Source organism: Streptomyces yamdrokensis, assembly GCF_053890455.1.
This window is the reverse complement of the sequence record NZ_CM132679.1, coordinates 188,325-210,272: the sequence shown is the minus strand read 5'-3', so window position 1 is coordinate 210,272 and position 21,948 is coordinate 188,325. Positions and strand designations below refer to the sequence as shown.

Genomic DNA, 21,948 nt, shown 5'->3' with positions numbered 1-21,948 from the left:
AGCGCGTTCCGTCCGGCGAAGACACCGGGCGGAACCGCCGGCGCCGCAGTCCGCCACACCGTCCCGCCCGCCCGGCCACAGGCCGGGCGGGCGGGGGCGTTCCGGACGACAGGCCGCCCTGTCCGCCCGCGGCCGCTTCACCTCTTCTGCCGGAGGTCCGGCCCGCTTACCCTGTGACGGGTGACCGTTCGAAGGCGGCTCGGACATCCGCCTGACGCGCTGTTCAGCGGTTTTCCAGCCAGGGCCTCTTCCGCTTGACCTGTTTCGATCGATTCGGTGACCGGGGCGGGCAGCGGGGAGGAGAGGTCCCGAGGAGGCCGAACCGGTGCCCCACGGACCGGGTTTCCGGCGGGTTCCCGGTTGGAACGGAAGGTGTTCGTGGCCCTCGGCGGTTCCTGGCGGCCCCTGTCCGGCGCCCGACACCGCCACGCGCGGCCGGACGCGGCTCCGGGCGTGCCCGTTCGGACCCCGCACGATGCCCGCTCACACATTTCCGCAGCTCATCGGCTCGCACAGGATCGAGAACCCGCGACACCAGACAGCGAGCGGGACCCTGCGGTGTCCCGCCGCACCCTCCGCAGAAAAAGAGGCCCGTGGACGCCGGAAGGCGTCCACGGGCCGGGCCTCGCACCCGGGGGAGTGGTACGAGGGATCAGAGGGGCCGGCGGAACCCGGCCAGGGCGGCGAACGCGCCCGCCGCGCTGATCACCACGCCGATGACCAGCGCGGGTATCGCGTGGTCGAGACCCGGCACGTCCAGCGCGAGGGCACGGGTGGCGTCGATGGCGTACGTCAGCGGGTTGACGCTCGCGACGGCCGCCAGCCAGTCGGGCAGGTCGGCGACCGGAACGTAGGCGCTGGACGCGAACATCAGCGGGAAGATCACGATCAGGGCGAGGTTCTGCAGCGGCTCGGCCCGGCGCAGCCAGGCGCCGGCCGCGATGAACGCCCAGCCGAGGGAGAAACTGATGAACAGCGTGAGCCCGGCGGACAGGGCGAGTTCGGCTACGCCCCCGTTGGGGGAGTAGCCCAGGACCGTCATCGCCAACACCATGATCACGAGAATCTGCACGGCGCTGCGGACGAGTCCCACCAGACTGCGCGCGGCCAGCAGAGCTCCGGGGTGCACCGGAAGCGACCGCAGCCGGGCGACCATGCCGTTGCGGAGGTCCTCCACCAGCCCCACCCCGGACTGCATCGCGGACTGGGCCGCGTTGTCCACCAGGACGGCAGGCAGCACGAAGTCGAGGTAGCTGACACCTTCGGGAAAGTGCGGAGGCATACCCATCTTGCTGAACACCTGGGTCAGTACGAACAGGATGACCACCGGCTGGATGAGACCGAACAGCACGATGCCCGGATCGGTCACCATCGCCCTCAGCGACCGCCCGGTCAGTACCCGTACCTGGGCGACGAACGAACTCCCGCCGAAGTCCGGTGCCTTGAGCGCGACGGCCGCGGAGGCGTCCGGGCGCCGGGCGGGAGTGGTACTCGTGGTCAAGGGGTCCTCCACAGAGGGCGTCGGGGAGCGGTCACGCCGGGGTCCGGGCGTGCTGTTCGGCGAGGGTCAGATACACGTCGTCGAGGGTGGGTTCGCCGAACGTCAGCTCGGCGGCCTCTACGCCCGCGTGGTCCAGCGCGCGGATGACGTCCGCGATCTGCCGGGTGGCGTCGATCGGGACGACGATGCCGTGGGTGCCCTCCTCGCCGCCGGCCGGGGCGAACCCGGCGCCGCGCAGCGCGGCCCCCGCCCTCTCGGTGTCGTCGCCGTCCAGCGTCAGGGTCACGGTGCGGCGGCCGACGGTGGCCTTGAGTTCCTCGGCGGTGCCGGCGGCGACGACCCGGCCGGCGGAGAGCACCGCGATCGTGTCGGCGAGACGGTCGGCCTCCTCCAGATACTGCGTGGTCAGCAGGACCGTGGCCCCCTGCTCGACCAGGCCCTCGACGATCTCCCACAACTTCAGGCGGCTCGAGGGGTCCAGGCCGGTGGTGGGTTCGTCGAGGAAGATCACCTGAGGCCCGCCGACCAGGGACACCGCCAGGTCGAGCCGGCGACGCAGACCGCCGGAGTAGCCGCTCGCACGCCGGTCGGCGACCGCGGACAGGTCGAACAGCTCCAGCAGTTCTCCGGCCCGGGAGTGGGCGGCCCGGCGTCCCGCACCGAGCAGCCGGGCGATCAGGACGAGGTTGTCCCGCCCGCTGAGCTGGCCGTCCACGGACGCGAACTGCCCGGTGAGACCGATGCGGCGGCGGATCTCGAAGGAGTCCCGCCTCACGTCGAAGCCGGCGACCGAGGCCCGTCCGGAGGAGAGCGGCAGGGCGGTGGTCAGAATGTTGACCAGAGTGGTCTTGCCGGCTCCGTTGTGGCCGAGGAGGGCCAGGACCGTGCCCCGGCGGGCGCTGACACTGACCGAGTCCAGGGCGTGAACCGTGCCGAACGATTTGCTGACGGCCTCCGCCTCGATCATCAGATCGCCGGAACCGGAACCGGAACCGGAACCGGCCCGGGTGACGGGGGGCATGGCGAGCCCGCTCATGAGGTGATCTCCCGATGGTCGTTGTGCGCAGGGTGGAGGGCCGGCCACCGGCCGGCCCGGAGGTGCCGCCCGTCGGAGCGGCGGTCCGCGGACCGGGGCCGTTCACCGGCCGGTGCGCCATGACCGACGGCGGTGGCACTCGGCCGACAGCGCTGGGTCGAGCCCGCGGGACTGCCCGGCCCGTCCGGTGGGACCGTGCCCGGCGACGGTCCCGCCCCGGTGGGCCGCACCGCGCCGTCGCCGTGTTCGTGTGCTGGACCCCGGTCGTGCCCCGGACCCCGGTCGTGGCGGAGACGGGCGGGCAGCAGCCCCGGTTCCTTCGTCCGGCCCGCCGAAGGCCGCGGAACAGTGCTCCGGCCGGGAGCGGTCACCGCGCCCGGTGCCCCGTTGAGGTGGTCCGAGCAGGCCGGCGCACACGGCACGCCGGTACGGCTCCCGTCCGGGCGGCCCGTCACAGGACCCCGCCGTCCGGGGTGCCCGTACCGGACGTCCCGTCCATGAGGCGGAACAACTCCTCGTCCGTCGCACCCTCCAGGTCCAGCGTGCCGCCGGCCGGCTGCGTGCCGCCGGCCGGGGCCGCGGCCCGGCGCGTGGCGAGTGCCTTCAGCCGAGCCGCCGTCCCCGGGTCGAGCCCGACGCCCGACGTGAGCAGCGCCTCCAGCTCGTCGACCAGGGCGCCCGCGTCCCGGAAGCGGGGCGGCCCGGACCGCTGGAGCGTGGCGCACACCAGCCGGGCCACCGCAGCGGGGGAGGGATGGTCGAAGACCAGGGTCGGCGGCAGCCGGACCCCGGTGACGGCGGTGAGCCGGTTGCGCAGTTCGACGGCGGTGACGGAGGTGACCCCCAGTTCGGTGAAGGCCAGCTCGGGGCCCGCGCCCGGTGGCAGTTCCCCACCGACCACGGCCGCCAGCTCGCCGCGCACCAGATCCGTCACGAATGCCTCGCGTTCCGCCTCCGTCAGTCCCGCCAGCCCCGCCAGCCGTTCGTCCGGTGCCGTGTCCGCCGCCCCCACCGTCTCCGGGCTCGCCACGGCCACCGCGTCGGCGGCCACCGAGGCCAGCCAGTACGACTCGTGCTGGAAGGCGTACGTGGGCAGCGGTACCGCCCGGGCTCCCGGCAGCACCACCGGCCAGTCGACGGGCAGCCCGTGCGCGTGCAGCCGTACGGCGGCGGCGAGTACGGCCCGTTCCTCGTGCTCCCCGCTCCGCAGCAGCGGTTCCACCACCGGCCCGGTACCCGGCTCCCGGTGTCCGAGCCGCTCCTCGAGGCATTCGTCGACCATCGGGGTGAGGGCTGCCTCCGGGCCGAGTTCGACGTAGACGGTGGTGCGCGCGTCGGCGAGGCATCCGACCGCGTCCGCGAAACGCACCGGCTCCCGGGCGTGCCGCACCCAGTGGCCGGGATCGCGGGCCTCCTCGGCGGTGAGCGGGCGGCCGGTGACCCCGGAGACCAGCGGCACGTCGGGCCCGGCGGGGGACAGTGAGGCCACGGTCTCCCGGAACTCGGGGAGCACCGGGTCCATCAGCGGCGAGTGGAAGGCGTGGCTCACCACCAGCCGGCGCGTCTTGTACCCGGCCGCGGTGAGTTCCCCGGCCAGTTCGGTCAGCGGGGCCTCGGCCCCGGACAGCACCACGGATCGCGGGCCGTTCACCGCGGCGACGGCGATCTCCTCCGAACGTCCCTCGAGCCACGGCAGTACCTCGCCCTCGGAACAGCGGACGGCGATCATCGTCCCGCCCGGCGGCAGCGACTGCATCAGCCGACTCCGCGCGGCGACCAGGACACAGGCGTCGGGCAGGCTCAGCACGCCCGCCACATGCGCGGCGGCGATCTCACCCACCGAGTGCCCCACCAGCCGGGCGGGCACCACCCCCCAGGAGGCCAGCAGCCGGGACAGGGCCACCTGGAAGGCGAACAGAGCGGGCTGCGCGTAGCCGGTGCCGTGCAGCAGCCCGGCCTCCCCGCTGTCCGGCCCGGCCCACATCACCGAGGTCAACGGCCGCTCCAGCAGGGGATCGAGCACCGCGCACACCTCGCGCAGCGCGGCGTCGAACACCGGGAAGGCGGCAGCGAGCCCGCGGCCCATGCCGAGGCGCTGACTGCCCTGCCCCGTGAAGACGAACGCGGGCTCCACCAGGCCGCCGCCCGTGCCCCGGCCCACCGCCCCGGTGACGTCACCGCGGGCGAACCCGGCAGCCGCCGCCGTGAGCGCGGCCCGGTCGGCACCGGTGAGCACCGCCGTACGGTCGTGCAGGGAACGGGTGGTGAGCAGGGAGTACGCGATGTCGCGGGCCGACGTCCGCGGGTGTGCCTCGGCGTACGCGGCCAGTCGCCGTGCCTGCCCCCGCAGAGCCGCAGTGTCCCGGGCCGACACCAGCCACGGCACACAGACCTCACCGGACTCCGAGGCGGTCTCCCGGGCCTGCTCGACGTCCCCTGCCCGCTCGACGTCCCCTGCTCCTTGGGTCTCCTCGGCCACGGCCGGGGCCTCCTCCAGGACCAGATGGGCGTTGGTGCCGCTGATACCGAACGACGACACGGCCGCCCGGCGGGGCCCGCCGTCCCCGGCCGGCCAGTCGTGTGCCTCGGTCAGCAGCCGCACGGTGCCGGACGACCAGTCCACCCGGGACGTGGGGGTGTCCGCGTGCAGGGTGCGCGGCAGCACACCGTGTTCCAGCGCGAGCACCATCTTCATCACCCCGGCCACACCGGCCGCCGCCTGGGTGTGACCCAGGTTCGACTTGACCGAGCCCAGCCACAGCGGGCGCCCCTCGGGGCGCTCCCGTCCATAGGTGTCGAGCAGCGCCTGCGCCTCGATCGGATCGCCCAGCGAGGTGCCGGTGCCGTGCGCCTCCACCACGTCCACGTCCGCCGCCGTGAGTCCCGCGTCGGCCAGCGCCCCGCGGACGACCCGGCGCTGCGCGGGACCGTTGGGCGCGGTCAGGCCGTTGGAGGCACCGTCCTGGTTGACCGCCGACCCGCGGATCACCGCGAGCACGGGATGGCCGTGGCGCCGGGCGTCGGACAGCCGCTCCAGCAGCAGCAGACCGGCGCCCTCCGACCAGGCGGCCCCGTCGGCCCCCTCGCCGAAGGACTTGCAACGGCCGTCCGGGGAAAGACCCCGCAGCCGGGAGAAGCCCACGAACGGCGCGGGTGTCGCCATCACCGCCACACCTCCGGCGAGCGCCAGTTCCGACTCCCCCGACCGCAGCGACCGGCACGCCAGATGCAGCGCCACCAGTGACGAGGAACAGGCCGTGTCCACCGTCAGGGCGGGGCCCTCGAGGCCCAGGGTGTAGGAGATACGCCCGGACAGAGCACCGGCGGAGGTACCCACCGGGAGAAGCCCCTCCAGTTCACCGGACGGGTCGCACACGCCCGTCGCGTAGTCGTGGTACATGGCACCGGTGAACACCCCGGTACGGCTGCCGCGCAGCGTCAGCGGATCGATCCGGGCCCGTTCCACCGCCTCCCAGGCGATCTCCAGCAGCAGGCGCTGTTGCGGGTCGGTGGCCAGTGCCTCCCGTGCCGACATGCCGAAGAACCCGGCGTCGAAGTGGGCCGCGTCGCGCAGGAACCCGCCCTCGCGGACGTAGGAGGTGCCCGGCTGCTCGGGGTCGTCGCCGAAGAGGGCGTCCAGGTTCCAGCCGCGGTCGCCGGGGAACCCGGACACGGCGTCGGCACCGTCGCTCAGCAGCGCCCACAGCGCCTCCGGGGAGGCGACGTCCCCGGGCAGCCGACAGGCCATGGCGACGATCGCCACGGGCTCGTCGCCGGACACCGGGCCGGGCGGCGGCTCCTCGTCCTGTCGGTTCAGCCCGGCCAGTTCCCGGGCGAGAGCGGCCGGAGTCGGGAAGTCGAAGGCAACCGCGGCGGGCAGCGGAAGCCCGGTGGCGGCGGCGAGGGCGTTGCGCAGCCGCACCGAAGCCACCGAATCGAGGCCGTGCGCACGGAATGTGACGTCAGGTCCGATGGGCCGCGTACTGTCCGTGCCCACCACGCCGAGTACTTCGGCGACCGTGGCCACCACCAGGTCCAGGGCCGCGCGCGGATCGGGGCGGGGCGCGTCCGAGGGAACCGGCTCGGGGCGCGCGGCGGCGTCGGCCAGGATCTGCTCCAGTGCCCGCCGGTTGATCTTCCCGGCCGGCGTGCGCGGAAGCGCCGGCAGCGTGACGATGTCCAGCGGGATCTTGTACTCGGCGACGCCGCGCTCCCGCAGGAACGCCGTCACCTCACCGAGAACGACCGGACCGGTCGGCACGTCCCCTGCCCCCTCTCCGGCCCGCGGGCCGGCCGGGGGCGCGGTCACCACCAGGCAGGGGTACTCTCCGAGCCGGGGGTCCGGTACGGCGACCACCGCCAGCGGACCGAGTCCCGGCAGGTCCGCCAGCAGCCCCTGGATCTCCACCGCGTTGAACTTGCGGCCGCCGACGTTGATCAGTTCGGCGGAGCGTCCGTGGAACACCACGAGACCGTCCTCGCCGACCGAGGCGAGGTCACCGGTACGCAGCCAGCCGTCCTCGGACACCACCGACCGGGTCAGCTCCGGCTCTCCGTAGTAGCCGCGGAACATGCTGGGGCTGCGGTAGTACAGCTCCCCGGACTCGCCGGGGGCGCACGGCCTGCCGTCGTCATCGAGGATGCGCATCTGCGCGCCCCGGACCGGTCGCCCCACGCTGTGCGCGGCCACTTCCGGCGGGTCCCCGGCCAGACTGCTGGTGCCGTTCCCGGCCTCCGACATGCCCCACACCACGACCAGGGAGGTGTCCAGGGTCTCCCGCACCTCGCGCACCAGCGCGGCGGGCACGGCGGCGCCCGCGGTCAGTACGCGCTCCGGACGGAAACCGGCCCCCTCCTTCGACTCCCGAGCCCGTGACACCACGTCGTGCAGTTGCGCCGGTACGGCGACCACCACGCTCGGATGCTGCGAGCGCGCCAGCTCCAGGAAACGGTCCACGTCCCACGCACGCAGCAGCACCTGGCGGCCGGAGCGGAACAGCGCCGAGTACATCGACTGCAGTCCGAAGCAGTGGGTCAGGGGGCAGGCCGTGATCAGGGTACCGCCGTAAGGGCCGGCGCTGTCCTCGGTCGCGGCACGGGAGTTGGTGAGCAGTGAGTCGTGCGTGTGCAGACAGATCTTGGGCCGCGCGGAGGTGGTGCCCGAGGAGGGGAACAGCAGGAACGGCGCGTCGGGCCGTACCTCCACCGGTCGGGGCCGCTCAGCCGCCCAGCGGGCCAGCAGGCCCTCGACCGTCTCCGTGCCGTCCGCCGCGTCGTGGCCGGTGACCAGGACGGCGCGCAACGACGGCAGTGCCTCCCGCAGGACCGCCGAGGCCAGCGGGCCGTCGGCTTCCTGGGTGCCGGGCGGCAGCACGAGCGCCGCCGGGCCGACCCGCTCCAGCAGGGCCCGTACGTCGGCGGGGGCGTTGCCCTGGTGGACGGGAAGGGTGACGGCCCCCACCGCGGCCGCCGCCAGGTGCAGCGTGGCGTACTCCCAGCAGTTGGGCAGATGCAGGGCGACCACGTCGCCGGGCGCGACACCGGTCTCCTGGAGACCGCGGGCCAGCGCGTCCACCTCGGCCCGCCACTCCTGCCACGTACGAGTGCGTTCGCCGTCCACCAGCGCCACGGCGTCGCCTCCTCCCCGTACGGCCGCGGCGAACACGTCGGGCAGCGTGAGACCGTCGAGCCCGCCGTCGGCGGCACCGGGCGGCTGGATCACGTAGTCGTCGGCGTGGACGGGCACCATCACTCCCGGGGGTCTGGCGTTTCCGCGAAGGGGGAACCCTCCCAGGCTGTTGCCCAACACTCCGGGTTTTCCCTAGACATGGGCCGCCACCCGGGCGCGGAGGTGTGGCGCGCCCGCAGGAGGGGAACAGACGGCGGGACCGCCGGGGGACCGCTGTACGCTCCCCTGGTGACACGGACGGCCCCGCCCGGCAGCCTCCGCCGGTCAACCGGAGCGGGGCAGGGACCTACCGGCCGTCTTCCTGCGGCAGAGCTTTGTCGCCCGCGAGGTCCAGCCGCCCCGGGAACCCGGTGCCGAGCAGCCGCAGCAGCGGCGCCGCCTTCACCGCCGTCTCCTCGAACTCCGCCTCGGGGTCCGAGAGCGCGATGACGGCGCCGCCGACGCCGTAGCGCAGCCGGTTCCCGCTGAGCACCACCGTGCGGATGACGATGCTCAGATCCACCGCGCCGGTCAGTGAGAAGTAACCGATGGCCCCCGAGTACACTCCGCGCGGTCCGCCCTCCAGCCGGTCGATGATCTGCATGGTGCGGATCTTGGGGGCCCCGGTCATGGAACCGCCGGGGAACGCGGCGCGCACGGCGGCCACCGGGCTGATCCGCGGGCGCAGCCGCGCGCGCACCGTGCTCACCAGCTGGTGCACCGTCGCGTACGTCTCCACCTGGAACACCGGGTCCGCGACCACCGAGCCGACCTCCGCGCACCGGCCGAGATCGTGCCGGACCAGGTCGACGATCATCAGGTTCTCGGCGCGGTCCTTCTCGCAGGCCACCAGGTCCTCGGCGAGCCGCGCGTCCTCCTCCGGGGTGTCACCGCGCGGCCGGGTGCCCTTGATGGGCTTGGACTCCATCACGCCGTGCCGGTCGATGCGCAGGAACCGCTCCGGCGAGGTGCTGAGCACGGCCACCGTCCCGAAGTGCAGGAACGCGGCGAACGGCGCCCGGCTCATCCGGCGCAGACAGCGGTACGCCTGCCACGGGTCCAGGTCGGTGTCCGCCTCGGCCATGTTGGTGAGGCACACCTCGTACGTCTCCCCGGCCGCGATCTCCTGCTGGCAAGCGTCGATCAGCTTCAGATACGCGTCGCGGTCGTGACGCAGCACCACCGGCCCGGTGCCGCCGGCCGCGGGCGCCTCGCAGGCCTCCGGCTCCCAGCCCGCGACCGTCTCCAAAGCCCCGGCGGCCGAATCGAGCCAGGCCCGCGCGGCCTCCTCGTCGTCGTCCTCGGCCAGGGCCAGCAGATAGGTCGTGTCGGTACGGTGGTCGAGCACCAGGGCACGGTCGGCGAAGACGAGGACGGCGTCCGGGTCGGGTGAGCGGTGCGCCGCCTCCCCGTCGCACTCGGCCTTCAGCTCGTAGCCCAGGCAGCCCACCCAGCCGAGGGCGAAGTCGAAGGGAAGCTCGGGCACGTCGGTGCTCAGCCCCGCGAGGTCCCGCTCCAGCCAGGAGAGGAAGGCCGATCTCTCGACGCGCGTGGTGCCGTCCTCGGTGACGGTCACGGTGCCGGCCTGCACATCCGCCGTGGCGACGCGGGCCAGCGGCCCCGAGGCGTCACCCATCACGGACAGCTGTCCGAGGCGTCCGCCCGGGCGGCTGCTGTCCAGCCAGAACGGGTGGTCACCGGTGCGGAACAGCCAGTCGAAGGCGACCTCCGCGTCCCAGCGGGTGCGCAGCCGCTCGACGAGCACCCGCAGCCGTCGGGGCGGACCACCGCCCGCAATCCGGTCACCGGCCCCGGCCGTCACCGCGGCCTGCCCGCCACCCGCGTCCGTACGCCCGGCCGCACCCGTGGAGTCCGGGGACCGCCGCTGCTCCGGAATGCCCTTCGTGACGGCGGGCCCGGCCCCGCCGGGGCGGGAGCGGGAGCGCCGTTCGGTCAGCCGCCGGAAGTTCTCCAGCAGCCGGTGGCCGTCCTGGGTGCCGATGGACTCCGGATGGAACTGAACGCCCCACAGCGGCAGCGTCCGGTGGCGCAGGGCCATCAGCACACCCTCCGGCGACCATGCCGTGGCCTCGAGCTCCGGCGGCAGGTCCGTCACGGCGAGGGAGTGGTAGCGGACCACCTCCAGCGGCTGCGGCAGCCCTTCGAACAGTCCGGTGCCGTCGTGCCGTACGGCGGAGGTCCGGCCGTGCCGCGGCTCGGGCGCGCGGCCCACCGAGGCGCCGTGGGCCAGGGCCATGCCCTGGTGGCCCAGACACACCCCCAGCACGGGCAGCCGGCCCTCCTCGGCGATGCTCGCGCACAGCCCGAAGTCGGCGGGCCGGTGCGGTGTCCCCGGTCCCGGGGACAGCACCACGTTGTCGAATTCCTCGAGGAGGCCCGGCCGCCACCCCGGGTCGTCGTTGCGGATCACCTCGGGCTCCCGCCCGTTGACCCGGGAGAGGTAGTGGAAGAGGTTGTAGGTGAACGAGTCGTAGTTGTCTACGAGCAATGTGCGCATGAGCGTTTCCTTGTCCAGGAGGCGCGTGAGCGGAAAGTGACGTGGAACGTGACGGACACGGGTGACGGTCCGGCCGTGTGCGGGCTCTCCGGTGGTGCGTCGACCACGACTCCTGCGCCTGCCCGGGTGGCGCCGCGGGGGCGGTACCACCCGGGCGGACGTCAGGACGCCGAGGCCGTGCGTGCCAGGTCGAGGGCGTCGGCGATCTCGCCGTTGACCGCCGTCAAATGCTGGGTGAGGAAGAAATGGCCGCCGGTGAACACCCGCAGCCGGAACGGGCCTTCGGTGTGGTCCTGCCAGCGTTCCGCCTCCTCGACCGTGGTGAGCGGGTCGCCGTCGCCGGTGAACACGGTGACGGCGCATCGCACCTTCCGGTCCGGCGGGCAGGAGTACGTCTCGATGGCGCGGTAGTCGCCGCGCAGCGCGGGCAGTGCCATGCGCAGGATCTCCTCGTCGCCGAGGACGCCCGCCGCGGTGCCGTTGAGACGCTTCATCTCGGCGACGATCCCGTCGTCGTCCCGCAGATGCACCTCCTCGGAACGCGTGGTCGACGGGGCCCGCCGGCCGGATGCGATGACGGTGCGCGGTCCGGCACCCTTCTGCTCCAGCCGCCACGCCGTCTCGAACGCCAGGGCCGCGCCCATGCTGTGTCCGAAGAACACGCTGGGCCGTTCGTCCAGCGCCAGCAGCTGCTCGGTGACCAGATCGGCCAGCCGCCCGAGATCCTCGACGCAGGGTTCCCTGCGCCGGTCCTGGCGCCCGGGGTACTGCAGTGACAGGACCTCGGCGGCCGGGGTGAACCGAGCCGAGACCGGGTGGTAGAAGCTGGCCGAACCGCCCGCGTGCGGGAAGCAGACCAGCCGTACCGCGTCGGCGTCGGCCGGGTGGTAGCGCCGCAGCCACAGGGCCCCGGTGTCGTCAGCGGTGGTCACGGTGTGAGTCCCTTCAGTGGTACTGCGGCCGACGGTGCTCCGCCGGCCGGGCGGGTTCGCGGAGGTCCGGGGCGGGCGCACCCGCGGTCGCGGCCCACCGCGACCCGCTGCGCTCCTGTCCGCCACCGGGGCACGCGCGCCGCACGCCCCGGAGCGGTCAGTCCTCATGGACGGTGATCGAGCCGGACGGGCACAGATCACCCGCGGCACGGACCCCGTCCGCGTCCGTCTCCCCGGGCTCCTTCACCAGCAGGGTGACGATCCCGTCCTCGTCCTGGTCGAAGACATCCGGCGCGTTCAGCGCGCACTGGCCCGCTCCGACGCACCGCTCGTTGTCGACGGTGACGCGCATGCTCGTTGCTCCTTGGGGGGGTACTGGATCGGCAGGGGGCCGGGCGCCGCCGGGACCGTCCGGCGGCACCCGGGTGCCGGTGGCCTACCAGCGCACCGGCAGCTCGTGCAGTCCGAACAGGATTCCGTCGTACTTGAAAGCCAGTTCCTCCAGCGGGACGGCCAGCTCCAGTGTCGGGACGCGTTCGAACAGCTTGCGGTAGGCGATCTCCATCTCGACCCGGACCAGGTTCTGCCCGAGGCACTGGTGGACCCCGTAACCGAACGCCACGTGCCGCCGCTCGGCGCGGTCCGGGTTGAAGGCGTGCGGGCAGCCGAACACCTCGGTGTCGTGGTTGGCGGCGGCGAGCAGTGGAACGATGCCCTCGCCCTTGCGGATGAGCTGCCCGGCGATCTCCACGTCGTCGACGGCGACCCGCAGCGCCACCATGTCGGCCACCGAGTGCAGCCGCAGAAGTTCCTCCACCAGCCGTTCGTTGCCGATCCACTGCGGGTTGGCGAGCAGGGTGACCACACCGAGGCCGATGTTGTTCGCGGTGGTCTCGTGGCCCGCGATCAGCAGGAGCAGCAGCACGCCGGACAGTTCGACGCTGGTGAGCTGCCCGGTGGCCAGCAGCCGGCTGATCAGGTCGTCGCCGGGCCACTTCTCCTTGATGGCGATCAACCGGTTGATGTAGCGCAGCAGTTCCCGGGTGGCCGTGGCCCGCTCCTCGTCGGTCGAGGTCCGGATGGCGACCAGGGTGCGGGTCCGGGACTCGAAGAAGTCCCGGTCCGCCGGCGGCACCCCCAGGAGCGAGGAGATCACCAGGGACGGCACCGGCAGCGCGAAGTCGCTGATGAGGTCGGCCTGGTCACCCGCGGCGAGCATCGCGTCGATGCGCTCGTCCACGGTGCGTTCGATCGCCGGACGCAGCTCGCGCACGCGCCGCACGGTGAACTCGGGGATGAGAACCTTGCGGAACCGGTCGTGTTCGGGGGAGTCCAGGCCGACGAACCAACCCGGGATCTGGTCCTGCTTGGGCACGCCCATCGTCTCACCGACGTTGGGGAAGCCCTCGTTGTCCGGGTTGGCGCTGATCTTCGGGTGGGTGAGCACCGAGCGCACGTCCTCGTGCCGGGTCACCAGCCAGATCGGCACCCCGTTCGGCAGGTGGGACAGCACCAGACCATTCTGCTCGCGGTGGCTCGCGTACTGGGACAGGGGCAGCGGTTCCTCCGGTGTGCGCCGGGGGAAACCGACCACCGTGGGGTCGGTGCTGGTCGTCATGTCCGTTCCTTCTTCCTCTTTCTGAGGTTTCCAGGGGTTTTGCGCGATGCCGCGGCGCGTCCCGGCGGTCAGCCCGCGGAGCAGAACTCCCGGACGGCACCGGTCACGTACTCCTGGTCGGCGGCGGTCAGTCCCGTGTGGGTGGGCAGGTACAGGCCGTCCTCGCTGAAGCGGTGCGCGTTCAGGGACGGCCACACCGGGTCGAGGTAACCGGGCTGCCTGCTCATGGGTTTGAAGAACAGCCGGGTCTCGATGCCCCGTCGGGCCAGGTGTGCCCGGAGTTCCTCGCGCCGCTCGGCACGCAGGTCGTACATCCACAGCACGTCCCGTGACGGCATCAGGGTGATGCCGGGGATGTCCTTGAGCCCCGCGTCGTAGCGGGCCTCGATCTCTCGGCGGGCGGCCAGGATCTCGTCCAGCCGTTCCACCTGGGCCAGGGCGACGGCCGCCTGCATGGCCGTCATACGGAAGTTGTAGGCGAGCTTCTTGTGCAGGAAGCTGTGGTCGCGGGTGAACGCCATGGCCCGCAGGTGCGCGAGCTGCTCGGCCAGCCGCGGGTCGTCGGTGAGGCAGATCCCGCCCTCGCCCGCGGTGATGATCTTGTTGGCGAAGAGCGAGAAGCACGCGATGTCCCCGACCGGCCGCACCCCGTGCGCCTCCGCCGAGTCCTCGACCACCCGCAGGTTGTACTGGTGCGCGAGGTCCATCACCGCTTCCATGTCGCAGCGGCGCCCGTAGATGTGGACCGGCATCAGCGCCTTGGTGCGCGGGGTGATCTTCTCCTCGATCAGGGCGACATCGATGTTCAGGTCGTCCCCGCAGTCCACGAAGACGGGGGTCGCGCCTGTGTACGTCACCGCCCACGCGGTGGCCACCATGGTGAACTCCGGAACGATCACCTCGTCGCCGGGACCGATGCCCAGCGCGCGCAGCGCCAGGGTCAGCGCCGCGGTGCCGGAGGAGCAGGCGACGCCGTGCGCCACGCCGTTCCACTGGGCGAACGATTCCTCGAAGCGCCGCACGTAAGGGCCCTGCGAGGAGATCCAGCCGCCGGTGACGGCGTCGGTGACGTACTCCAGTTCGCGCCCCTCGAGAACGGGCCGGGAGACGGGGTGGGTGAAAGACATGCGTCCTCGCTGCGACGGTGCGTGCGGTGGCTGGAAGGGGGAAAGGGCCGGTTCGGCGTCATGGCTTGGGCAGCAGGCCCAGGATCAGGTCGGCTGCCGTCTTGCGTCCGCCGGCCGCCCTCTGGAGCGCGCCCAGCCGTTTTGCCCGCTCGCGGAAGGACGAGTCCTCGACGACCCGGGTGAGCTTGTCGACGACGTCGTCCGGGTCGACGGTCTGCGGCCGGTCCAGGGTCAGGCTGATGCCGAAGTCGCGTCCGCGCACCGCCTGGTCGAAGCAGTCCACCCACAGCGGCCGCACGACCTGCGGCTTACCGAAGTAGACGCCCTCGTGGTAGGCGTTGCCGCCGCCGTGCGAGAAGAACACCGACACCTTCGGGTGGGCCAGCACGTCCAGTTGGGACGGCACCCAGCTCTCCACCCGCAGATTCCCCGGCAGCGAGCCGGCCGGCGGCAGCAGATGCTGCTGCTCCTTCGGCAGCTTCCACAGGAACTGGTGGCGGTCCGACATCCGGCGTGCCACCTCCACCAGCGCGGCGACCTCCTCGCGGGTCAGGCGGGTGATCGTGCCGAAGCCCATGTAGACCACGGACGACTGCCGGTCCAGCCAGCCGCTCACGTCATCGTCGGCCGGTGACTCCGGCAGCGGTGGCAGCAGCGCGCCCACCAGCCGGACCTTCTCCGGCACGTCGAAGGGGTAGTCCAGTTCCGCGATGGAGGAGCACAGCACCATCTCGGCCGCGTCCACCCGGGTCAGGGCGTTGGGCGGGGCTATGCCGAGCTCCTTGCGGATCGCGGCGTCCTCCTTGAGTACCCTGCCCATCGCGGGGTGCAGGAACATGCCCAGCGTGCGCCACTTGAACAGAGCGTTCGCCAGCCTCTGCCGAGTCGTCATCTCCAGCGGAAGGCCGGAGTTGGGGACCGGGAAGTTCTTCGGGGTGTAGGACGTGCCGAAGGGGTTGTGCGAGGTCAGCACATTGCTCGCGACGAAGGGCACGGACAGCACGTACGGGATCCGGTGCGCGAGCGCCAGATCCACGCCGAAGCCGCTCACGCAGTCGATCACCATCAGGGACGGCCGCACCCGCTCGACCACCTTCTCCAGAGCGCGGTACTTGCGGGCCTGGAGCGCCGGCCTGTACGACTGCCGGACCACGGCGCGGTGCGCCTTGAACCGGGAGGACTGAGTGACCTCCCGGTAGACGGTGTCGTCCCAGGTCACCGCCGACAGTTCGGACACCACCTCGCCCAGTGAGGCGAACGACACCTGGGAATCGGCGGCCAGCGCGGCCACGTCCTCGCGGCGGTGCTCGTCGGTGGCGAACCACAGGTCGGGCACACCGCGCCGGGCAAGTTCCCCGGCCAGCACCAGCAACGGGTTGAGCAGGCCGCTCTCGGGGAGACCGACGAAGAGGATCGGCCGTGCGGCGGAGTCCATGAGGGCCCTTTCACGAGATGACTGCCGAGGTCGCCGCCCGCCCGCACGGGCACGAACCGGCGGGAAGGCAGGACGGAGTTGTCCGTGTGCGGCCCGTCGGTCAGGGCCCTGGTCGGGCGGCGCCGACCGCACCCCACCTTGATCTCACGGACGGGACCGGGAAATCCTTAGACTTCCCGTCGCAGGCCGGGACGGACGCCGGACGCAGGACCCCGAGGCGACCGGCGTTCCCTGTACGGTGGGGCGCGCCGAGCGCCCCGCAGCGCCGGGGACAAGGGCTGCTCACCAAAGCGCCGGCCCTGGCCTCAGTACGACGCAAGGGAGACCACGTGACGAACCGGGAACGGGCCATCGGCCCGTCCCTCCCCCTGGTCGGCCGCGAGACCCAGCTGAAAACACTCGCCGCCGGGGCCGCCGCCGCCCGCGCCGGACGGCCGCACATGGTCCTCCTCGACGGGCCGGCGGGAATCGGCAAGACCTCCCTGCTGCGGGCCGCCCTCGACGACGGCGGGCTCCGCGACGGCGCGACCGCGCTGTACGGAGCCTGCCGAGCGAACGACTCCGGAAGTGGCTACAGCGGTGTACGCGCTCTGTTCGGACCGCTCAACCTCACCACACGCCGACGCCGCGCGTCGTCCCCGCTCAGCGGGAGCGCCCGCCACGCCCTGCCCGCCCTCGCCCCCGACCCCGACCCCGTCGACGCGGACACCGCGCCCGGTGCCGCCTTTCCCGTCCTGAACGGCCTGTACCGGCTGGCCGCCAACCTCATGGCGGAGCGCCCCCTGGTGCTGGCCCTCGACGACGCCCACCGGTGCGACGAACGATCCCTGCGCTGGCTGGACTTCCTGCTGCGCCGCGCCGAGGGAATGCCGCTGCTCGTGGTGCTCGCCCAGCGCACCGAGTCCGGCCCGGCCGGGCCCGCCCTGACCGACCTGGTGGCCCACCACCGGCCCGTGCCGCTGCCCCTGACCGCACTGCCGGCCCGTGATGTCGAGACCCTTGTCCGACGCGCCTTCCCGGGTGCTTTGCCGCAGCCCTCCTTCGTCGACACGCTCACTGCCGTCACCGGTGGCAACCCCCTTGAACTCCAGCGGCTTCTGCACAGGCTGCGCGCTGCCGGGGTGGTCCCCGACGCCACGGGCACCCGGTGTATCACCGAGATCGGGGGCCGGGTCATCACCTCCTCCGTGCGCGAGGTTCTGGAGGGCCAGCCCGACCGCGTGCGCGAGGTGGCCCGCGCCCTCGCCGTGCTCGGCCCGGAACGGACCGAACACCTTGCGGCTCTCGCCGGTGTGTCCGTCGTGCAGGCCGAGGAGGCCGTGCGGATCCTGTGCCGGGCCGCGCTCGTCCAGCCCGGCCGGACCGAGCCGGCACACGACATGGTGCGTGCGGCGATCCTCTCCACGGTCGGCTCCACAGCCCTCGCCGGCCTGCGCACCCGGGCCGCCCAACTGCTCAGCGACGTCGGACGGTCCCCCGAGCAGATCGCCGGCCAACTGCTGCTCCTGCCGCGGGCCGACCAGCCGTGGATGACCTCCGTCCTCCTCGACGCCGCCGCGCAGGCGGAACAACGGGGGGCTCCCGAGGCTGCCGCACGCTACCTCGAGCGCGTGATGAAGACCCGGCCCGATGCGCCGGAGGTCCGGATACGGCTCGCCAAGATCCTGTCCGAGACGGATCCGTCCCGCTCCCTGACACTGCTGTACGAGGCGCTGGCCCGCACGGACGACGTTCGCACCCGGGCGAGGGCAGCGGTCCAGCTCGGACTGACCTGCCTCAGCGTCCAGAGGTCACCTGAGGGCGTCCGCGTGCTGACCGAGGCCCTGGACGACCTTCGCGCCGGGCTCGGCCCCGGGGCCGAGCCCGCCGACCAGGAACTCCTCACCCTGGTCGAATCCGTCCTGCTGATCGTCGGGGCAGACGAGAAGAGCACCCTGTCGGCGGTGCGTGAACTTGCGGCCGGGCTGACCCCACCGCCGGGCGACACGCCCGCCCAGCGTCAGCAACTCGCCATGCTCAGCGTGCTCACCGCCATGGACGGCCATTCCGCCGCCCGGTCGGTCCGTCAGGCACGGCGTGCCCTGCGCTTCCCGGACGTACCGCTCGGCGTCTGGTCCCTGCTCCCCGCCTCTCTCGTGCTGTCCCTGGCCGACGAGACCGACGAGGCGCTGGACGCGCTGGACGCCGTCCTGCGCGACAGCCGGCGGACCGCAGGGGCCTGGACGTGGGGTCTCGCGCTCTCCACCCGTGCCTTCGTCCATCTGGACCGGGGTGACATCACGCAGGCCGCGGCAGATGCCCAGACGGCTCTCGACCTGATCGAGGACGAGGACCGGGGCGAGGGCGCCACCATGCCGCAGACCGCCTGTGCCCTTGCCCTCACCGAGCGTGGTGAGCCGGCCAGGGCCGAAGCGGTGCTCGACACCATCAAGCGCCCGCGCATCGAGCGCTTCGCGTGGGAGTACCACTGGTACCTCATGGCACGGGCACGGGCACGGTGGGCACACGGTGACTCAAAGAGCGCTCTGAGTCTGTTGCGCACGTGCGGAGACTCCCTCGCCGAAGCGGGACACGCCAATCCGGTCCTGGCTCCCTGGTGGCTGGACGCCGCCTGTCTGCTGGCCGATGCCGGCCGCATCGACGAGGCCCGGGAAGCGGCCGACCACGGTGCCGGACCGGCCGAACGCTGGGGAACCCCTCGCGCCCTGGGCTACGCCGCCCTCGCCCGCGGAGTCGCCACACCCGGTCCGGAAGGAATCACTCAGCTGCGGGAGGGGGTCCGCCGGCTGGCGACGTCACCGGCCCGCGCCGACCACGCCCGCGCGCTGCTGCTGCTGGGACGGGCACTGCTGGCCGCGGGTGCGCCGCGTGAGGCACGTGAACACCTGCGGGAAGCGGTCGCGACCGCCCACCGCTGCGGCTGCGTGGCCCTCGCCCGGTGGGCCCGTGAGGAACTGGTCGGGGCGGGCGGAAGGATGCGGGAGATCACGGTCTCACCACTGGACATGCTGACCGGCACGGAACGCACGGTGGCCACGCTGGTCGCCTCGGGAGTGAGCAACCGGGAGGCCGCGGAGTCCCTGTTCGTGACGGTACGCACCGTGGAGCTCCACCTCACGAGCATCTACCGCAAGCTCGGGATCACCCGCCGCGCCGATCTCGCGGGCATCCTGCGCGAGGAGACTCCGGCCGCTCCCGGATCCCGGTCCGGTGCGGCCCGGTGAGAGCCATGCGGGTACAAGGCCACCAGGAAAACGTTGTCCCGCAGGTTCGCCGGGAAGCGCGCCGGCGTCCGTACGATCACGCCGTGCCGCTCGCCGAACTCCCTTTCCTGGAGCGTGACCGCGAGCAGGCCGTGCTGTCCGCCGTGACCGGGGAACTGCGGGCCGGCCGGCCGGCCGTGGTCACGGTGACGGGTGAACCCGGCGCGGGACAGAACGAACTGCTGAGATGGGCGGCCCAGCACGCCGCCGAGCGGGGGCTTCGTGTCCTCACCGCTCGCGCGACCCCCGCCGAACAGGAACTGCGCTACGGTGCGGTCAGCCAACTTCTGGCGGGCCACGAGAGCTTCGCCGACCACCTGCCCCACCTCTTCCTCGATCAGGGCCGGCCCGGACGGTTCCCGGAACTCACCCGCCTGCTGACCGTGGCCCGTGACCGGCCCATCCTCCTGACGGTGGAGGACGTCCACCGGCTCGACCCCGACTCGCTGCGCTGGCTGGAGGCTCTGGTACGCCGGTTGCCCCGCGCGCCGCTGGCCTTGATCACCAGCAGCATCCGCACGGCGGACATCGGCCTCGACTGGTGCGCGGGCAGCCCCCTCACCGGCTCGGCCACCACCGTCGAACTGCCCCTGCCGGGTCTCACCCGCGCCGGGACGGGCAGCGCCGTGCGGACCGTCTGCGGCACCCTCGGCGACCGCTCCTTCCTCGATGCCCTCGCCGACGCGACCGGAGGCAACCCCGCCGCCGTACGCGACACCCTGCACCGCTTCACCCGAGCGGGGCACACGCCGGACGCCGGCCACGTGGACCATGTCCGTACCATCGCGGCCGACGTGATCGGCGAGCACGCCGCTTCGGCGCTCGGCGGTCTGCGCGACCCCGTCGCCCTCGGCGTCCTGCGGGCCCTCGCGGTCTGTGACGAACTCCTCGACTTCCCACTGGTACTGGCTCTGTCAGGACCGGGCGCCGTGTCCGAGGACCGCCTGCGTGCCGCCCTGCTGGACAGCGGGCTCGTCGTCGTGCGCGACGGACGGTTCCGGGTGCGCGGTCCGGTCGTGCGGGCCCGGATCATCGAGGAGATGTCCGCCGCCGAGCGCGCGGACCTGCACGCACGTGCCGCCGAGCTGGCCCACCGGGCGGCCGCCGACGACCAGGGCATCGGCGATCTGCTGCTGCCGGCCCGCCCGGTCGGCGCTCCGTGGGCGGCGGACACGCTGCGCCGTGCCGCCGCCGCCGCTCTTCGCGCCGGCCGCCGCGACCGTGCCGCCGCCTATCTCTCCCGCGTCCTGGACGAACCGCTGTCCACGCAGGACCGCCTCGGTGTCCTGCTCCAACTGGCCGGCACGGAGCTGGTGATCGCGCCCGTCGCAGCCGGGCGCCGCATCGTGGGCATCCTCCGTGAGCCCGGAGAGACGGCTGTCGCCTTCCGGCCCCGCGCCGGCGACCTGTTCCTCCTCAGTGGTGACACGGACACCGCCCGGCGCGCCCTCGCCGGTGCCCTCGCCGACAGCAGGTCCGGCGACAGGCGGGGGGTACCGACCGCCGACCTCCGGGCGGCGGAGACGGCCGCGGCACACCACGAGGAGCTGACGGCCCTGTTCCGGGTGGTGCAACCGCTCCACCGGACGCCCGCCGAGATCGCCGTCCCGCCCGTGCCGGAACTGCCCCGTGCTTCACGGAACCCCGCCGTGAACGGCGTGCACGCATGGGAGGCCGCCGTGCGGGGAGACGATCGCGAGGAGGCCCGCGGGCTGGCCCGTGCCGCCCTGATCCCCGATCCCTCCGGCCGGCCCCCGCTCACCGTGCCCCGGCTGCTGGCCTGCCGCACGCTCCTGCTCACCGAGGACGGGGAGGAGGCCGAGACCCACCTGTGCGCCCTTCTGGCCGAGGCCCACCGCGAACGCAACTCCGTGGCAGTCGGCGGGGTGCTCGCCCTCCGCGCCGAACTGCACCTGCGTCACGGCCGGCCCGATTTCGCCGCCCGCGACCTGACCGCAGCCGATCTCGAACTGCCACCGGACAGCAGGCATCCGCTGTCCTACCCGTACTGGACGGCGCTCGGCGTCGTCACCGACCTGGCCAACGGCCGACTGGACCGGGCGCGTGCCACCGCCGACCACCCCGTGCCGCCCCCCGCCGAAGAGTCCCTGAACGGTGCCCAGTTGCTGTTCGCCCGTGGCCTGCTGGCCAACGCCGACGGCGACCCCCACCGGGCCCGTGCCCTCTTTTGGGCCTGCGGGCGCTGGCTCCTGCAGTACGGCTGCACCAACCCGGCCGTACTCCCCTGGCGCTCCCGGGCAGCCGAGGCCGCCCACGCCCTCGGTGACGCGGCACAGGCCCGGAGACTGGCGCGGGAGGAACTCGAACTCGCCGAGCGCTGGGGCGCGCCGGACTCCATCGGCGCGGCCCGGCTCTGCCTCGCCGTGATCAGTGATGAGGACCGCGTCCGGCCGCTCCGGTCGGCTGTCGGCACTTCCGGCCCCTCTCCGGGCCCGGCCGCCTACCCGTACGCGACCGTGGCACTGTCCTCCGTCGGGAGTGGCGAACCCGGCCGTGCGAGGGACGTCGCCTCACGGACCGGTCACACGGCCGACGTCGGCACGCGAGCCACCGGTGCCCACGGCGTCGTGGTGCCGCCACCCCCGCCGTCGCCCCGGCCCACGAGAACCCGCACCGGCGCACTGCCGCCCGCATGGCGAACCCTCTCGCCGGGGGAGCAGGCCGCCGCCGCGCTAGCCGCTCGAGGTCTCGCCAACCGGGAGATAGCCGCCGAACTGTCGGTGGCCACCCGCACCGTGGAACTGCGCCTGAGCAGTGTCTACCGCAAGCTGCGCGTCCGAGGACGTGACGGGCTGCGCATCCTGGTCCAAGGCACGGAGGACGACTGAC

The 21,948-nt window shown here is 73.0% G+C and carries 11 protein-coding genes; 2 read left to right on the top strand and 9 right to left on the bottom strand.

The features are described from left to right. Positions 1–652 precede the first annotated feature (652 nt). From ACWZEH_RS00945 to ACWZEH_RS00905, 9 genes are all read right to left on the bottom strand, one after another. Positions 653–1,501, bottom strand: a complete 849-nt coding sequence (locus ACWZEH_RS00945) for an ABC transporter permease (RefSeq protein ID WP_456195038.1) — start codon at positions 1,499–1,501, stop codon at positions 653–655. Between the two features lie 31 nt (positions 1,502–1,532). Further along, positions 1,533–2,537, bottom strand: coding sequence for an ATP-binding cassette domain-containing protein (locus ACWZEH_RS00940; RefSeq protein WP_456195037.1), 1,005 nt, complete (start codon positions 2,535–2,537; stop codon positions 1,533–1,535). 451 nt (positions 2,538–2,988) lie between these two features. Beyond that, entirely contained in the window at positions 2,989–8,286 is a 5,298-nt protein-coding gene (locus ACWZEH_RS00935; RefSeq protein WP_456195036.1) for a type I polyketide synthase, read from the bottom strand. Between the two features lie 226 nt (positions 8,287–8,512). Beyond that, positions 8,513–10,723 carry an aminodeoxychorismate synthase component I gene (pabB, locus tag ACWZEH_RS00930; protein ID WP_456195035.1) on the bottom strand — a complete coding sequence of 737 codons (2,211 nt, stop codon included), beginning with the start codon at positions 10,721–10,723 and terminating at the stop codon, positions 8,513–8,515. A 161-nt stretch (positions 10,724–10,884) separates the two neighbouring features. Then, positions 10,885–11,655 carry a thioesterase II family protein gene (locus ACWZEH_RS00925; RefSeq protein WP_456195034.1) on the bottom strand — a complete coding sequence of 257 codons (771 nt, stop codon included), beginning with the start codon at positions 11,653–11,655 and terminating at the stop codon, positions 10,885–10,887. 157 nt (positions 11,656–11,812) lie between these two features. Further along, a complete protein-coding gene (locus ACWZEH_RS00920; RefSeq protein ID WP_456195033.1) occupies positions 11,813–12,007 on the bottom strand; it encodes a ferredoxin in 195 nt (64 codons plus the stop codon). An 84-nt stretch (positions 12,008–12,091) separates the two neighbouring features. Then, a complete protein-coding gene (locus ACWZEH_RS00915) occupies positions 12,092–13,273 on the bottom strand; it encodes a cytochrome P450 (protein WP_456195032.1) in 1,182 nt (393 codons plus the stop codon). Positions 13,274–13,341: 68 nt separating this feature from the next. Further along, positions 13,342–14,400: a DegT/DnrJ/EryC1/StrS family aminotransferase gene (locus tag ACWZEH_RS00910; protein WP_456195031.1), complete on the bottom strand. Its 1,059-nt coding sequence runs from the start codon at positions 14,398–14,400 to the stop codon at positions 13,342–13,344. Positions 14,401–14,458: 58 nt separating this feature from the next. Next, positions 14,459–15,835 (bottom strand): glycosyltransferase, encoded by a 1,377-nt coding sequence (locus ACWZEH_RS00905; RefSeq protein WP_456195030.1) that lies wholly within the window; start codon positions 15,833–15,835, stop codon positions 14,459–14,461. A gap of 329 nt (positions 15,836–16,164) precedes the next feature. On the opposite strand from ACWZEH_RS00905, the gene ACWZEH_RS00900 reads away from it, so the two are divergent. Together ACWZEH_RS00900 and ACWZEH_RS00895 are read left to right on the top strand one after the other, a co-directional pair. Beyond that, positions 16,165–19,059, top strand: coding sequence for an ATP-binding protein (locus ACWZEH_RS00900; protein WP_456195029.1), 2,895 nt, complete (start codon positions 16,165–16,167; stop codon positions 19,057–19,059). Between the two features lie 83 nt (positions 19,060–19,142). Continuing rightward, positions 19,143–21,947, top strand: coding sequence for an AAA family ATPase (locus tag ACWZEH_RS00895; protein ID WP_456195028.1), 2,805 nt, complete (start codon positions 19,143–19,145; stop codon positions 21,945–21,947). Position 21,948: the final 1 nt, after the last annotated feature.

Coding starts and splice junctions, on each gene's coding strand:
- ACWZEH_RS00905 (WP_456195030.1), bottom strand. CDS start 15,835: ATGGACTCCGCCGCACGGCCGATCCTCTTCGTCGGTCTCCCCGAGAGC.
- ACWZEH_RS00915 (WP_456195032.1), bottom strand. CDS start 13,273: ATGACGACCAGCACCGACCCCACGGTGGTCGGTTTCCCCCGGCGCACA.
- ACWZEH_RS00920 (WP_456195033.1), bottom strand. CDS start 12,007: ATGCGCGTCACCGTCGACAACGAGCGGTGCGTCGGAGCGGGCCAGTGC.
- ACWZEH_RS00940 (WP_456195037.1), bottom strand. CDS start 2,537: ATGAGCGGGCTCGCCATGCCCCCCGTCACCCGGGCCGGTTCCGGTTCC.
- ACWZEH_RS00910 (WP_456195031.1), bottom strand. CDS start 14,400: ATGTCTTTCACCCACCCCGTCTCCCGGCCCGTTCTCGAGGGGCGCGAA.
- pabB (WP_456195035.1), bottom strand. CDS start 10,723: ATGCGCACATTGCTCGTAGACAACTACGACTCGTTCACCTACAACCTC.
- ACWZEH_RS00935 (WP_456195036.1), bottom strand. CDS start 8,286: ATGGTGCCCGTCCACGCCGACGACTACGTGATCCAGCCGCCCGGTGCC.